Origin of the sequence: Parafrankia irregularis (assembly GCF_001536285.1) — a bacterium.
Lineage (GTDB): Bacteria > Actinomycetota > Actinomycetes > Frankiales > Frankiaceae > Parafrankia > Parafrankia irregularis.
This window is the reverse complement of record NZ_FAOZ01000043.1, coordinates 1-13826: the sequence shown is the minus strand read 5'-3', so window position 1 is coordinate 13826 and position 13826 is coordinate 1. Positions and strand designations below refer to the sequence as shown.

Annotated in this window: 13 protein-coding genes, 1 tRNA gene and 1 pseudogene; 8 read left to right on the top strand and 7 right to left on the bottom strand. The window is 68.8% G+C overall.

All coding sequences use genetic code 11. The features are described 5' to 3' along the window. Window positions 1–246 precede the first annotated feature (246 nt). Both AWX74_RS35360 and AWX74_RS35355 read left to right on the top strand, forming a co-directional pair. Complete coding sequence (locus AWX74_RS35360; RefSeq protein WP_054569093.1) at window positions 247–1059, top strand: class I SAM-dependent methyltransferase; 813 nt, start codon at window positions 247–249, stop codon at window positions 1057–1059. A 3-nt stretch (window positions 1060–1062) separates the two neighbouring features. Continuing rightward, on the top strand, window positions 1063–1623 hold the full coding sequence (locus AWX74_RS35355; protein ID WP_083473595.1) for a P-loop nucleotide/nucleoside kinase family protein: 561 nt from the start codon (window positions 1063–1065) through the stop codon (window positions 1621–1623). Between the two features lie 22 nt (window positions 1624–1645). On the opposite strand, the gene AWX74_RS41825 is transcribed toward AWX74_RS35355, so the two are convergent. From AWX74_RS41825 to AWX74_RS35345, 3 genes and pseudogenes are all read right to left on the bottom strand, one after another. Then, window positions 1646–1834: an NUDIX hydrolase gene (locus tag AWX74_RS41825; protein WP_054569092.1), complete on the bottom strand. Its 189-nt coding sequence runs from the start codon at window positions 1832–1834 to the stop codon at window positions 1646–1648. A 139-nt stretch (window positions 1835–1973) separates the two neighbouring features. Continuing rightward, a pseudogene (locus tag AWX74_RS42735) lies at window positions 1974–2327 on the bottom strand (hypothetical protein); the annotation flags it as partial. Window positions 2328–2718: 391 nt separating this feature from the next. Then, window positions 2719–2794, bottom strand: a tRNA-Thr gene (locus AWX74_RS35345). A gap of 86 nt (window positions 2795–2880) precedes the next feature. Between AWX74_RS35345 and AWX74_RS35340 the strand changes: the two genes are divergently transcribed. After that, window positions 2881–3237, top strand: coding sequence for a VOC family protein (locus AWX74_RS35340; RefSeq protein ID WP_091285803.1), 357 nt, complete (start codon window positions 2881–2883; stop codon window positions 3235–3237). Between the two features lie 494 nt (window positions 3238–3731). Here the strand turns inward: AWX74_RS35340 and AWX74_RS35335 are convergent, their stop codons facing one another. The 4 genes from AWX74_RS35335 to AWX74_RS35320 form a co-directional block, all read right to left on the bottom strand. Continuing rightward, window positions 3732–3989, bottom strand: a complete 258-nt coding sequence (locus AWX74_RS35335; protein WP_091285799.1) for a hypothetical protein — start codon at window positions 3987–3989, stop codon at window positions 3732–3734. Between the two features lie 422 nt (window positions 3990–4411). After that, window positions 4412–5188, bottom strand: a complete 777-nt coding sequence (locus tag AWX74_RS35330; RefSeq protein WP_091285797.1) for an SDR family NAD(P)-dependent oxidoreductase — start codon at window positions 5186–5188, stop codon at window positions 4412–4414. Then, on the bottom strand, window positions 5185–6426 hold the full coding sequence (locus AWX74_RS35325; protein ID WP_091285795.1) for an LLM class flavin-dependent oxidoreductase: 1242 nt from the start codon (window positions 6424–6426) through the stop codon (window positions 5185–5187). Before AWX74_RS35325 ends, AWX74_RS35330 begins: the two co-directional genes overlap by 4 nt. Window positions 6427–6936: 510 nt before the next feature. After that, window positions 6937–7581: a TetR/AcrR family transcriptional regulator gene (locus tag AWX74_RS35320; protein WP_242666574.1), complete on the bottom strand. Its 645-nt coding sequence runs from the start codon at window positions 7579–7581 to the stop codon at window positions 6937–6939. 497 nt (window positions 7582–8078) lie between these two features. Here AWX74_RS35320 and AWX74_RS35315 point away from each other — a divergent pair, with 497 nt between their 5' ends. The 5 genes from AWX74_RS35315 to AWX74_RS35295 form a co-directional block, all read left to right on the top strand. Beyond that, window positions 8079–9380, top strand: a complete 1302-nt coding sequence (locus tag AWX74_RS35315; RefSeq protein WP_242666573.1) for a GDSL-type esterase/lipase family protein — start codon at window positions 8079–8081, stop codon at window positions 9378–9380. Window positions 9381–9890: 510 nt separating this feature from the next. Next, on the top strand, window positions 9891–11108 hold the full coding sequence (locus AWX74_RS35310; protein WP_091285786.1) for a CaiB/BaiF CoA transferase family protein: 1218 nt from the start codon (window positions 9891–9893) through the stop codon (window positions 11106–11108). A gap of 34 nt (window positions 11109–11142) precedes the next feature. Then, window positions 11143–11967 (top strand): SDR family oxidoreductase, encoded by an 825-nt coding sequence (locus tag AWX74_RS35305; protein WP_091285783.1) that lies wholly within the window; start codon window positions 11143–11145, stop codon window positions 11965–11967. Between the two features lie 76 nt (window positions 11968–12043). Next, a complete protein-coding gene (locus tag AWX74_RS35300) occupies window positions 12044–12496 on the top strand; it encodes a pyridoxamine 5'-phosphate oxidase family protein (protein ID WP_091285780.1) in 453 nt (150 codons plus the stop codon). 101 nt (window positions 12497–12597) lie between these two features. Then, window positions 12598–13826, top strand: a 1229-nt coding sequence (locus AWX74_RS35295) for an amidohydrolase family protein (protein WP_091285777.1), incomplete at its 3' end; no start/stop codon positions are given.

The following is a 13826-nucleotide window of genomic DNA, read 5'->3' as shown; positions in this document are numbered from 1 at the left end:
ACGCCTTCCCTGATGGTGCTCCAGGCCCTCGGCGCTCCTGTCTCCGACCTGGCACACCTCGGAGACAGCGGGGAGCCGACGTACCCGGAGCCATGCGGGCGGGCACGCGCCGGCCCGAGTCCACCCGGGAGATCGTCCTGATCGGAGACGCACGACACCGCTTGCGGCCGACAACCCACCGGCCACGGTTCACCTTCTCCGCCCACATGTTCGCTGCTAGTCTCGCCGAGATCGCGAAGGATGGGTATGAGCAATTTTGCAGGCGCGGCCGGCTACTACAGCAAACTCCGGCCTGGAATCCCACCCGAGGTTGCCCATGTCCTGACAGACGCCGTGGCTGGTGAGCCTCACCGGGCACTGCTGGATCTCGGGACTGGCACCGGTCAAGTGATTCAGGCCCTCCACGAATCGTTCATCGACATTATCGGCGTCGATCCCGATCCCGAGATGCTGGAGCTGGCAGAGAACAACTGCCAGCCATTTGCCTCCCCAGACAGAATGATCAGATTCTTTAGCGTCTCCGCCGAGAGTTTCACTGCTCCCGCCGGCTGGCAGGCCTCTCTCGTGACCATCTGTCGCGCCTTCCACTGGATGGACCAGCCGCGAGTGCTGGCGTCATTGGAGCACATCATCCACGATGGCGGTGCCGTCGCTATCTTCGGCGACAGCGGCTTCTGGGAGGCCAGCAACGAGTGGAAGAAGGCCGTGCGGGCGGTCATCCAGGAGTTCCTGGGCGAGCAGCGGCGAGCCGGCAGCGGAGTGTTTTCGCACCATGATCTCTCCTACAGTGAGATTCTGTCCGAGTCCCCGTTCCACAAGGTCGAAGAGGTGAGGGTTCCCGTCAGAAGGATCTGGACCGCCGATAGCATCCTGGGCTACCTGTACTCCACCTCTTTTGCGGCACCCCCACTCTTCGGGGCGAGGATCGACTCCTTCGAGGCGCGCATTCGTGAGGTACTCGCCCAGCACTCCAGTTCCGACACCTACGAGGAAGACAACGAGTTCCTCATCCGCCTCGGACGCCCAGGCGCGGACGAGTCTCCGTGCTTGGGAGGATGACGGATGGCCATGGGGAGGCCGGTGCTGGCCGTCGTCAGCGGCCCGCCAGGAACCGGCAAGACCACCCTCGCCCGCGCGATCGCCGCGATGGTCGGCTGCCCGGCGGTGATCCGCGACGAGATCAAGCAGGGGATGGTCCTGGCCAGCCCCGGCTACCAGGCCGGCGGAAACGACCCCCTCAACATCCCCACCCTCCACGCCTTCTTCGGCGTGCTGGAAACCCTCACGAAGGCCGGTGTCACCCTCGTGGCCGAGGCCGCGTTCCAGGACCGGCTCTGGACACCTCACCTGGAACCACTCACCGCCCACGCCGACGTGCGGATCATCCGCGCCACCGTCGACCCGGCCGTGGCGCACCAGCGGATCGCCACCCGCGCCGGGCTCGACCCCCACCGCGCCGCCCACGGCGACCAGAACCTCCTCGACGACATCGCCGCGGGCCGCCACGCCCTGGACGCCTTCGCCGACATCCGCCTGGACCTCCCGCGGCTCACCGTCGACACCAGCGACGGCTACCACCCCGGCCCGGAGGCGATCACCGCTTTCCTCACCAAAACGGCCTGACGCGGGCTATCGGGGTGGCCTCTCAGGCGACGCGGCAACCGATGCCGTGGCGTAGCCGATGATCCAGCTCCCACAGGGCGGTGCGGTTCGAATCCCACCGCACGGCCCTCGCCGCGCCGTCGAGACCGAACCAGCCGTACTCGGTGTGCTCGTCCGACAACGTCACCTCGGCGTCCTCCGCTCGGACACCGAACGCGTACTCCGGGATCACCAGCACCTCGGCCCCCAGGTGAACTCCCCGTGACGTGGACGACGGGGATCGTGGCCCGCGCGTCCAGCGGGACGAACTCGCGTTCACCAACCAGGCCGGCTTCCTCGGCGGCTTCCCGCCGGGCGGCCCGCAGCGGGGACTCACCCGCCTCGCCACCACCGGCGACACCCTGCCAGCAGGCCGCGTCAGCACGCCGGAACAGGGCGTACTGCGTACCGTGCCCGGTCGGCCGGTAGGGCAGGACCAGGACCTGAAACGCTGCACGGCCACCCACCGCGTCGGTCACCCCACCACCGTAGGACCCAGCCGCCGGCCAGTGCCTGGCGGAAACCGAACGAGGTCGGGCTGGTAACCCGAAACGCGGAAGGCCGCCTCCTCGATCCCGATGCACAGGTAGCCACGCCGGGATGACGTCACCGTAGCGGTCCACCCGCCTTGGCGTCCTTCGCGAGCACCATGAGCGCCACACACTTGCGGAGGCCGGGACGACCATGCCGGGGCGGATGGTGGGGGCATCCGTTCCGCGGGATGGCGATCGTCCGCGCCCGCAGCGCCGCCACCGGCCCCGACTGCGCCGTGGACGCCCAATCCCCGTGCCGGGGTGACACGGGGTGAGGCGGTGCGTCGATAGCCGTCAGCCGACGCGCGTCGTTCTCGACGATCCCACCCACATCCCAGTACGACCGAAACTAACGGAATGTAACCGTCATCGGGGTGGTGTCGCGACCGCAGGCCCCGGCCTCGGCCGACCAAAGATGGCACCCGAACCAAGATCGCCCCAGCGCGCCAACGCGAAATGCGCACACCATGCGCACACCAACCCGGTTTGATCTTGAATAGATGATCTTCAACTTTGCAAAACCGCAGGTCAGGGGCCATCTATCTGGAGCCGGCGAGGGGACTCGAACCCCTAACCGCTCGATTACAAGTCGAGTGCGCTACCAATTGCGCCACGCCGGCCGGCCGCTCCACGATACCGGACCGAGGTCGCCGCGTTGCCAACACTGCGCCGACCCTGCCACCCGTCCGCGGAGAGGTGCCACCTGATGTTCGGCCCCGTCACCACCGTCATGACGTTCGCCGACGACCCCGAGACATCCGCACGCTGGTGGGCAGACCAGCTCGGCGCCGACGTCCGACTCGACATCGACGGCGAAACGGTCTACGCCTGGCTCACCGTCGCCGGCGTCGAGATCGGCTTCCACCAGGCCGACGACGACCGCAACCCCCGCGGCGGATCACCCGTCGTCTACTGGGCCGTCACCGACCGCGACGCCACCCGCCGACGCCTGCTCACCGCGGGCTGCGTCCACCACCGCGGCCCGCTCACCGTGTCGGAAGGACGAAGGATCTGCCAGATCATCGACCCGTTCGGCACCGTCATCGGCCTCGAAGGACCCTGACCGGCGGTGAGGTGGAGGCGTCTGCACCGGGCGGAAGAAACCGGCACCGCTGGGAAGGCGGCACCCGTGGTCTACCTGCTGGTGGGGCTGACCGGCGAACTCCGGCGCCGGAACCGCGGACGGACACGGCGTCTACGCATCTCTGATCATGACTGATCGGCGGCTAGGCACAGGTGGACATCGCCGATGCAACAGCGCGACTCGATCTGCACAGCACGCGGGCCGGGCACCGTACCAAGTCCACGAATCAGCGAACTCAGAACACCAGGGGACACTTCCCTGGCGTCAAGTTTGTGTGATGCACCACCGGATCCGGATTTTCCCCTGCCAAATCGAGCTCGGTAAGCGGAAGCGGGCCCGACGGACGTGGCCACCAACCCAAATTCTTCCGGGATACGGGGAATCCCACGACGACGCCGAGGGCAGCGAGCTGCATACCCAGGTCGTCGCCGTGGAATTCTTCTCGTGTTACCGAGGGTTCACCGAAAGGGTTCCTACGCCGCCGACCCGCGGTAGGCGACCGGACCCTCGCCGGGGAACTGCGCCGCGCCCTGGAACGACGCGCCGTTGTCGAAGAACGTGATGCTGCCGTTGCCCTGGGGGCCCGACCAGGTCACCTGTGTCCCGGTCTCCGGCCGGCCCGACGAGGGCACGACCTGGTGCCGGTTGCCGATGACGATCTGCAGGTCGGCGTCCTTGTGCCATTCCGCCCCCGGGCCGCCCCACTGGATCTCAGTGTGATAAAGAGACATACGCCTACCCCTTCTGCCGGCGCGACCCGTCAGGTCACGCTTTAACTGGAACAGCGGGTACTGCGAATTCTGTTCGCCCGACCGACCCAGACTGGTCGGCCCACTCGTGTCAAGACACGGATCCCCCGAACGGGAAGTCGGCCGCTAACAAGTCGAGCGAACCTCCGCGGATTCAGCGTAACAACTCCGATACCCGGCGACAACGAAGTTTGCAGAACAACTGCGGCGTCACCTGTTTACCCGAGCTATGCCTGGAAATGCGGCTTTAGTTCCTTTTGATATACGGTGTGATTGTCAGGGATCAATGAATGTGACCTGCCGGGCCGACGAAACATCTTTTCTGGTCAGGAACAGGCCGGTGAGGACGTGCTCGCCTGTTCCCCGCCGTGCCACGGCCGCCGACACCTGGTCCGGAGCCATGGTCAGGGTCCGGTGGTGGAGCCGCCGTCGATGACAAGATCCGTGCCGGTGGTGTAGGACGACGCGGCGGACGCCAGGTAGAGGGCTCCTTCGGCGATCTCGTCGGACCGGCCGAGCCGACCCATCGGGGTGCCCGCGGAGACTCGTTCGGCGGCTCCGGGCGGCAGCATCGGTGAGTCGATCGCGCCGGGCAGGATGCAGTTCACCCGGATCCGCGGGGCCAGTTCCAGGGCCGCGACCTTGGACATGCCCCGCAGCGCCCATTTCGCGGCTCCATAGACGCCGTGCCCCCGGAACGCCTTCACGCCCGCGATGGAGGAGATGTTGATGATGGAGCCGCCGTCGCCCTCGAGCATCAGCGGCACGCAGGCCTGGATCCCGAGGAAGGGGCCGCGCAGGTTGACCGCGAGCAGCCGATCGAGGTCGGCCGCGTTGTCCTCGAGCAGCGGGCGGATCCAGTGGATGGCCGCGTTGTTGACGAGCACGTCGAGGCGGCCGAACGAGGCGCGCAGCGCCGCCACCGCCGCGGCCCAGGCCGTCTCGTCACGGACGTCCAGTTCCTGGAAGACGGCGGCGTCGCCGAGCGAGGCCGCGACCTTCGCGCCCTCGCCGGCCAGAATGTCAGTGATCATCACCTGGGCGCCGGCCGCCACGAACCGACGCGCGGTCACCTCGCCCTGCCCGCGGGCCGAGCCGGTGATCAGGGCGACCTTTCCGGCGAGCGGAGCGAGCGGGCCGGGCGCACCAGCCGCGCGGGTGGCTTCGGTGCCGCCGGTCATGCCGACACCACCGGAGCCGCGGCGGATGCTGTGGCGGCCAGCGCCTCCTGCGCGGCGCGGATCCCGGGCCGTGAGGAGGGATCGCCGGTGCCGGGGGCTCGGAACCGCGGAATCACGTTCTCCCCCCACTGCCGAATGGTCTCCAGACAGATCTCCTGCTCGACGGTTCCCATCTGGCTCAGGCACATGACCTCGTCCACACCGGCCGCCTCGAGCTCGCGGACGTAGTCGACGGCCGTCTCCGCGTCGCCGTAGGCGTGGTCGATGTTGAAACTGGCTGCCGCGAGGGAGCGGTCCTTCACCATCGGCAGCTCGCCTCGGTCGTAGCGGGCGGTCATCTCGGCCGCGAGACGCCGCATGTAGGCGATGTTGTCGTCGTCGTGGGTGTGGTCGCCGGCCGGGGTGGGCCGCCGGCCGCCCCAGTAACCGATCGACTCGCCGAAGAACCGCTGGCCGCGGGCCCCGACGCGGCGCGCCTCGGCGGCGTCGTCGAGCACGATGGTCGGTGCCAGGGCGATGAAGCTGTCGTTCACGACCGACGAGACGAACTCCTCGCCGGTGCGGGTCGCGACGGTCTCGGCGTGCATCCGCTTCTGCAGCCGGACGCTGTCGAGTCCGGCGAAGCCGAAGATCAGAGCCCCGACACCGTAGGTGGCCGCGCGGCGGACCGTGTCGGGTTTGGTGCAGGCCAGGAACAACGGCGGATGTGGACGTTGGACCGGGCGGGGCAGGATCGTGTGCCGTTCGTTGCCCTCCGGGGCGGCGATGTCGAGCAGCGCGCCGTGCCACTCGAACGTCTCCTCCTGCCAGGCCCGGCCGATGATGCGCAGCGCCTCCTCGATCTCGGCGTAGGTTCGCTCGGGGTCGACGTTGGCGAGCGCCGCCTCCTGCGCGGTCGCCCCGCGCGCGGCGCCGACGTCGAGCCGGCCGCCCGAGAGCACGTCGAGCATGGCGATCCGTTCGGCGACCCGGGTCGGGTAGTTGAAGTTGAACGGCATGCAGACGGCGCCGTGCCCGATCCGGATGCGGGAGGTACGGGCCGCCACCGCGGCCAGGAAGATCTCCGGGGCGCTCATGTGCGAGTAACGGGTCAACGAATGGTGCTCCACAGCCCACACACCGTCGAAGCCGGCGGCCTCGGCGGCCACCGCCTGCTCGACGCAGTCCCGCAGCAGTTGTCGCTCGCGGTCGGGCGTCGGCGAGGCGAGCTGGGCCTCGAAGATCATCGAGAATCGCATCGATCTGCTCCCTGCGTTCCGGGTCACGGTCTTCCTGGCCCGGCCGCTTCCTGCGGTCGGATCGCCCCTTCGCCCCACTGGGGGCTGGGGTGAGCCGACGAGATCCACACGTCCGCCCGGGCTCTGTCTGCCTCGACCGATAGCTAAGACCTATCGACCATAAAATGGACTATGAGTCCAGTCAATGGCATACGAGTCTTCCGGAACGAGAGAGGACACCTGGACACGGGGCACCTGGGCGCCTGGGCACTCCGTCGGATGCGCCCAGCGGGCAGAGATCACCCGGCCGCCGCGTGCGACTCGGCGGCGGCGCGCACGAACGGCCTGCTCGCCATCGGGGCAGTGCGGAGATCTCGCCGGGTGGCCGGCCGGATCAGGCTCGACAGCCAGCCGGATCAGGAGGGGCAGGGGCCAGGGGGCCCGGCGGCGCACCACCGGGTCGAGAGCCCGACTGGACCGCAGGCCAGCCGCTGTGCGTCGTGGCGCAACAGCAGCGCCACCTCGGGCTGATCAGCCTCGGGATCGCGGCGGGGCGCCGTGGAGGATGATCGCGAGCCAGGCTGAGGCGAGCGCGTCGAGCACGCGGTCGATGTCGACCTGCTGGCCGTGGATGAACTTGCTGAAGAAGTGCTGCAGCGGCATCAGCAGGATGGCCGCGGTGATCTCGGCGTCGGCCTGGGTCAGATCGTCACGCGCGGCGGCGAGCGCCGCGGCGAGGTACTCGACCTGCCTGTCATAGTCGCCTTCGGTGAGCGCCCGGATCTCCGGCTCGACGACCGCTCCCTCCCAGAGGGGGGCCACATAGTCGCGCACCCGCTCCCAGCGTTCGACGGCGCGCGCCAGCCAGGCCCTGATCCCCTCCCAGGTAGGAGCCCGGGTGAGGTCGCCGAGATCGACATAGATGCCGTCGAAGGCCTCCAGCACACGCCCGTTCAGCTCGACCAGGATGTCGGCCTTGCCACGGAAGTGCAGGTAGAAGGTCGCCTTGGTGGCCCCGGCGCGTTGGACGATCTCATCGATGGTGGTGCGGACGTAGCCGTGCTCGGCGAACGCCTCCACCGCCGCGTCGATGAACCGGGCACGGGTGAACGCCCGCTGCGCGACCCGCAGTTCGCTACGCCGGCCCCGGCTCCCGACCCCGGAGGTCTCGGCCACGCCCGGCACCTCCCACCACACCGCTCCGATCCCGCCGTCTACTCGACGGACACGATAGCCACTGACGGGACGTCCGAGCGGCGGCGCAGGCCGCACCGAGTCGGTGGGGCACCGGCGGAGAACAACGGGCACCGCCCGAAGGCCGAGACCGCCGCGGATCGCGACCAGTCACCCGGGCTCCCGGGCAACCGGGCAACCGAGCAACCGAGCCGACCAGCGGACCCGCACGAGCAGACCTCAGCGGTGCGTCACCCCGGCAAACGTATTCGGCTGTCGCCATTCCGATGAACCACAGCGCCCGGCCGGCGCGGCTTCAACGGAGTATCCGCAAGCGAGACCTCGACCCCCTTTCGAGTCTCACATTCCCTCCCTATGATCCCTGAACTGCCCGGCGACATACGCAGGAGAAAGACTGCGGAAAGTGCCGCGCATTCAATTGCCCTGAGGCGAAGGAGTTGATAGTTGCCGTGTTCACAGGCAGACGAAAGAGAACAGGCGTGCTCGGAGCGGCCGCGGCGCTCCTGGCGGCCGGAGTCGGGCTCGGCTTAGGTCCGGCACCTACACCGGCGGCCGCGACGACCCCGGCGAGCTGCACCGGGACTCACTGGGTCGCGAGCTGGGCCGCGAGCCCCACGGACTCGATCGTGCCCACGGACGCCACCGGCGCCCTGACTCCGCAGACCCTGACCCGCCAGACACTCCGGATGATCGTGACTCCGCACCTGGGCGGATCGAGCCTCCGAATCCACCTGTCGAACCGCTTCGGCACGACTCCGGTAACTTTCGGCCGGGTCACGGTTGGTGTGCAGACGAACGGCGCCGCGGCGAGGGACATCGTGCCCCTGACCTTCCAGAACTCCGCTTCGGTGACGATTCCCGCCGGCCAGGATGTGGTGAGCGATCCAGCTTCACTGACGTTCACAGCCTTTGAGCCGCTGGCGGTCAGTCTCTATGTTCCCGGAATCTACATCGCGCCGACCAAGCACTGGAACGCCAACGCGACGTCCTACTACTCGCTTTCCCTGAGCGGCGACCTCAGCCAGCGCGAGTCCGGTGGGAGCTATCTCGGACGGACCGGCGCCTGGTTGTTCGTCAACGGAGTCGACGTGGTCGCTCCCGCCCAGACCAGCGCGGTCGTCGCGTTCGGTGACTCCATCACCGACGGCTTCGTCGGAGCCACCGCTCTCAGCATCCCCGCCGACGCCTCGGTGGCGGACAAGAACGGACGGTATCCCGACAGGCTTCAGCGCCGCCTGGACGCCGGCGGCATTCCGATCTCCGTCGTCAACGCGGGAATCGGCGGCAACCAGCTCCTCACCGACGGCCAGCCGCTGCAGACCGGTCCAAGCGGCCTCTCACGTTTCGACGTCGACGCCCAGGCCTTGGCCGGCGCCGCGGGTGTGCTGGCGCTCGAAGGCATCAACGACCTGGGCCTGGGCGGCGCGACCGCCGACGAGCTCATCACCGGATACACCCAGCTGATCGACCGTGCGCACGCCGCCGGCCTCAAGATCTGGCTGGGAACCATCACACCGGCGTCCAACGCTCTGGTCGACGGCACTCTCCTCGCACCCGACAGCGAACAGCACCGTCAGACGATCAACACCTGGATCCGCACGCAGACGCTCGCTGACGGTTTCGTCGACTTCGACGCCGCGCTGCGCGACCCGGCCAACCCGTCCATTCTTCGGTCGGCCTACGCCTCAGTGGACAACCTCCACCCCAACCTCGCCGGCTACCAGGCGATGGCTGATGCCGTGAACCTGGAGCTGCTCCGCTCCGTCACCTGCCACGGCTGAACCGACCCATCCAGCTCGTCGAGGACCCACTGCCGAAGCCGCATTGGCCGCCGGACCCGCGTACAGCACGGGTCCGGCGGCCAATGTCACGTCTCTTCCCATCACGGTGGATGTCGTGACGGAGTTCGATGATGTCGCGATCCAGGCGGGCAGCCACCGCGTCCAGTGCGGATTGGCTGATGGGCCCCGAAGCCAGTTCGTTGACGCCCGGACCGGGGTCAGGCTCGCCCAGGCCACGCCCGCGGCAACGCCGCCGATGACGGTGCGCCGGTCTGGGCTGGCCCTGCCCCACCGATACGCCGGCGCTCGCCGATCCAACGTGGTGCGCCGCCGAGGCCGCCGGGCCCATCTTGACACTGTGCGAGCGCCGCTCGCATACTCACCAACGGATAAGCGACCGCTAGTCGCATAAGGGGTGGGTGTGCAGCCACGGTTACCACGTCGACTGTCTCGTGCCCGTGCCGTGACGAGCCCCGCGGCCGCCACCGGAGATGAGACAGGAGCGTGCACATGACCGCGGTGATGCAGGGGGTGCGGATCCTCGAGGTCGCCGAGCACACGTTCGTACCCGCGGCGTCCGCGCTGCTCGCCGACTGGGGCGCCGACGTGATCAAGATCGAGCACGTCGAGCGCGGTGACGCGATGCGCGCGCTGGCCTCGTCCGGCGTGGCGGTTGTTCCCAAGGACGTCCACGTGCTGATGGAGCACTCCAACCGCGGCAAGCGCAGCCTGGGCCTCGACCTCACCTCCGAGGCCGGCCGCGAGATCCTCTACCGGCTCGCGGGCACCTGCGACGTCTTCCTCACCAACAAGCTGCCCAGCGTGCGGGCCAAGCTGCGCGTCGACGTCGACGACATCCGCGCCCACAACCCGAAAATCATCTACGTCCGGGGCACCGGCCAGGGCGAACGCGGCCCCGAAGCCGACCGTGGTGCCTACGACTCGCTGGCCTTCTGGTCCCGGGCCGGCGCCGCCGTCGGCGTCATGCGGCCCGAGTACGGCCACGTACCGGTTCCGCCCGCGCCCGGCTTCGGGGACTCCATCGGCGCCATGACCATCGCCGGCGGCATCATGGGCGCGCTGTTCCATCGCGAGCGCACCGGCGAGGCCACCGAGGTCGACGTCTCTCTCATGTCGACCGGCATGTGGGCGATGGGCCAGGCCCTCGCCCTCTCCCTGCTGCTCGACATTCCATGGACCCCGCCACCCGCCGGCGCGCCGCGGTCCAACCCGCTCACCGGCAACTACCAGACCAAGGACGGCCGCTGGCTTTCCTTCACCTGTCTGCAGGCCGGCCGATACTGGCCACCGATGTGCGAGGTCATCCGCCGTCCCGATCTCGCGACCGACCCCCGGTTCGCCGACCACGCCGCCCTGATGGCGAACAGCAGGGAGGCCATCGCGATCCTCGAGAGCACCTTCGCGGCGCACCCGCTGGCCGAGTGGCGCGAGCGGCTGGCGGGCTTCGTCGGCCAGTGGACCGTCGTCCAGGACACCCTGGAAGCCGCCGCGGACCCGCAGTCCGTCGCCAACGGTTACGTCCAGGAGTGCACCACCGCGACCGGCATCCCGTTCCGCCTCGCTGCCGCCCCTGTCCAGTACGGCAGCCAGCCCGCGCCGACGGGACGCGCGCCGCTGTTCAACGAGCACGGCGACGAGATCCTCGCCGAGCTCGGTCTCGATCAGGATGCCGTCCTCGACCTGAAGATCCGCGGCGTGGTCGCGTGACACGCACCCCGACGAAGAACCTGGAGACACTGACATGACGCTGTTCGACGCCTTCCGCTTCGACGGGAAGCGGGTCCTGGTGGTCGGCGGTGCCACCGGCATGGGCGCCGCCGCCGCGGAGCTCGCGCTGAGCGCCGGCGCCGAGGTGCTCGTCGCCGACTACGCCGAGGTCACGCTCCCGGGTGCCAAGGCCATCCACGTCGATCTCGCCGACGCCGCCTCCATCGACACCGCCGTCGACGAGCTCGGCGGCCCCGTCCACGCCCTGCTGCTCGCCGCCGGCGTCGCCGACGGAACCCCCGGCATCGAACGCATCAACTTCATCGGCCACCGCTACCTCATCGACCGCCTTCTCGCCGGCGGGCTGCTGCCCCGCGGCTCCGCCATCGGCTTCATCTCCTCCGCCGCCGGCCTGGGCTGGGAGTCGGACCTGCCGCTGCTGCGGGAGTACCTCGCCATCACCGACTTCGACGAGGCCACGAAGTGGGCGGTGGACCACGGCAAGGCCGACTACATGTGGAGCAAGCGGGCCGTCTGCGCCTACGTCGCGTCCCAGGCGATGCCCCTGCTGAAGCAGGGCGTGCGGATCAACGCGATCTGCCCCGGACCCACCGACACCCCCCTCGCCCGGGCGAACGAGGAGCGGTGGCTCGGCTTCGGCACCGACTACCGCGCCGAGGTGGGCTCCCTGCCCGCGACCCCGCTGGAGCAGGCCTACCCGCTGCTGTTCCTCTGCAGTGACGCCGCCTCGGCCGTCAACGGCATCACCCTCACCGCCGACTCGGGCTACTTCAGCGCCGGTATCGCCGAGTCCTTCCCCCCGGCCACGCCCGTCGTGAAATTCCTTCTCGGCCGATGAGCTGGCCGAAGCCCCGGGCCGGCTGCGCAGACCCACCGCCCAGCAGATCTTCGACATTCACGAGGGACAGAAGACGATGAAAGAGCAGCGTCGGGGCCGCCGGATCGCCATGAGCCCGGCTGAGATCGATGCCTTCCTCGCCGAGGAGCGGACCTGCCGGGTGGCGACGTCCGGCCCGAGCGGACCGCATCTGACTCCGCTGTGGTTCGTCTGGGACGGCGCCGCGCTCTGGCTCAACTCGGTCGTGAAGAGCCAGCGCTGGACGGACATCGCCCGTGATCCGCGGGTGGCCGTCCTCGTGGACGGCGGGCATGCCTTCAACGAGCTGCACGGAGTCGAACTCCGCGGAAAGCTCGAAAGCGTCGGAGAGGCTCCCCGGAGCAGCACGCCGGATGCCGAGCTCGAAAAGCCCGAGCTGCTCTTCGCCCGTAAGTACACCGGCCGCGACGAGATGCACTACGACGGGCGGCACGCCTGGCTGCGGCTGACCCCGGAGAAAGTCACCAGCTGGGATTTCCGAAAGATGTGAGAACCGCCGGAGCACACGACGGCGGACCGCAGCAGGCCTGCGCCCCCAAAAAAGCCTGGCCGGACACGACCGCCGGGCCATCTCACTCGTCGAGGAGGGTCATGAACGTCGACGACATGGTGCTGGTGAGCATCGACGACCACGTGGTCGAGCCGCCCGACATGTTCACCAACCACGTCCCGGCCGGGCTGGCCGACCAGGCCCCGCACGTCGAGACCGACGAGTCCGGTGTGGACAGGTGGATCTACCAGGGTCGGGTCACCGGTGTCAGCGGCCTGAACGCCGTCGTCTCCTGGCCACCGGAGGAATGGGCCAAGGATCCCGCAGGCTTCGCCGAGATGCGCCCCGCCGTCTACGACATCCATGACCGGGTGCGGGACATGGACCGCAACGGCATTCTGGCCTCGATGTGCTTCCCGACCTTCGCGGGGTTCTCGGCCGGGCACCTGAACCACTTCAAGGACCCCCTGACGGTCGTCATGATCCAGGCGTACAACGACTGGCACATCGACGACTGGTGCGGCACGTACCCGGGCCGGTTCATCCCGCTCGCGCTGCTGCCCACCTGGGACCCGCAGCTGATGGTCGACGAGATCCGCCGCGTCGCCGCCAAGGGCGCCCGGGCCGTCACCATGCCCGAACTGCCACATCTGGAAGGGCTCCCCAGCTACCACGACCTGACCTACTGGGGCCCGGTGTTCGAGGCCCTTTCCGACACCGGCACCGTGATGTGCCTGCACATCGGCACCGGGTTCGGTGCGCTGAAGCTGGCACCCGACGGCCCGATCGACAACCTGATCATCCTGGCCTGCCAGATCTCGTCGCTGGCCGTGCAGGACCTGCTGTGGGGCCCGGCGATGCGGAACTACCCGGGGCTGAAGTTCGCCTTCTCCGAGGGCGGTATCGGCTGGATCCCGTTCTACCTCGACCGCTGCGACCGGCACTACACCAACCAGAAGTGGCTACGCCGCGACTTCGGTGGCCGGCTGCCCAGCGAGGTGTTCCGCGAGCACTCCCTGGCCTGCTACGTCACCGACCCGACCTCGCTGAAGCTGCGCCGCGAGATCGGCATCGACAACATCGCCTGGGAATGCGACTACCCGCACTCCGACTCGATCTGGCCGGACGCGCCCGAGTTCGTCCTCAACGAGCTGAACGGCGCCGGAGCGACCGACGAGGAGATCAACAAGATCACCTGGGAGAACGCCTGCCGGTTCTTCAACTGGGACCCGTTCGCCGAGATCCCCCGCGAGCGGGCCACCGTCGGCGCCCGGCGCGCCATCGCGACGGATGTCGACACCGCCATCCGCTCCCGCAAGGAATGGGCACG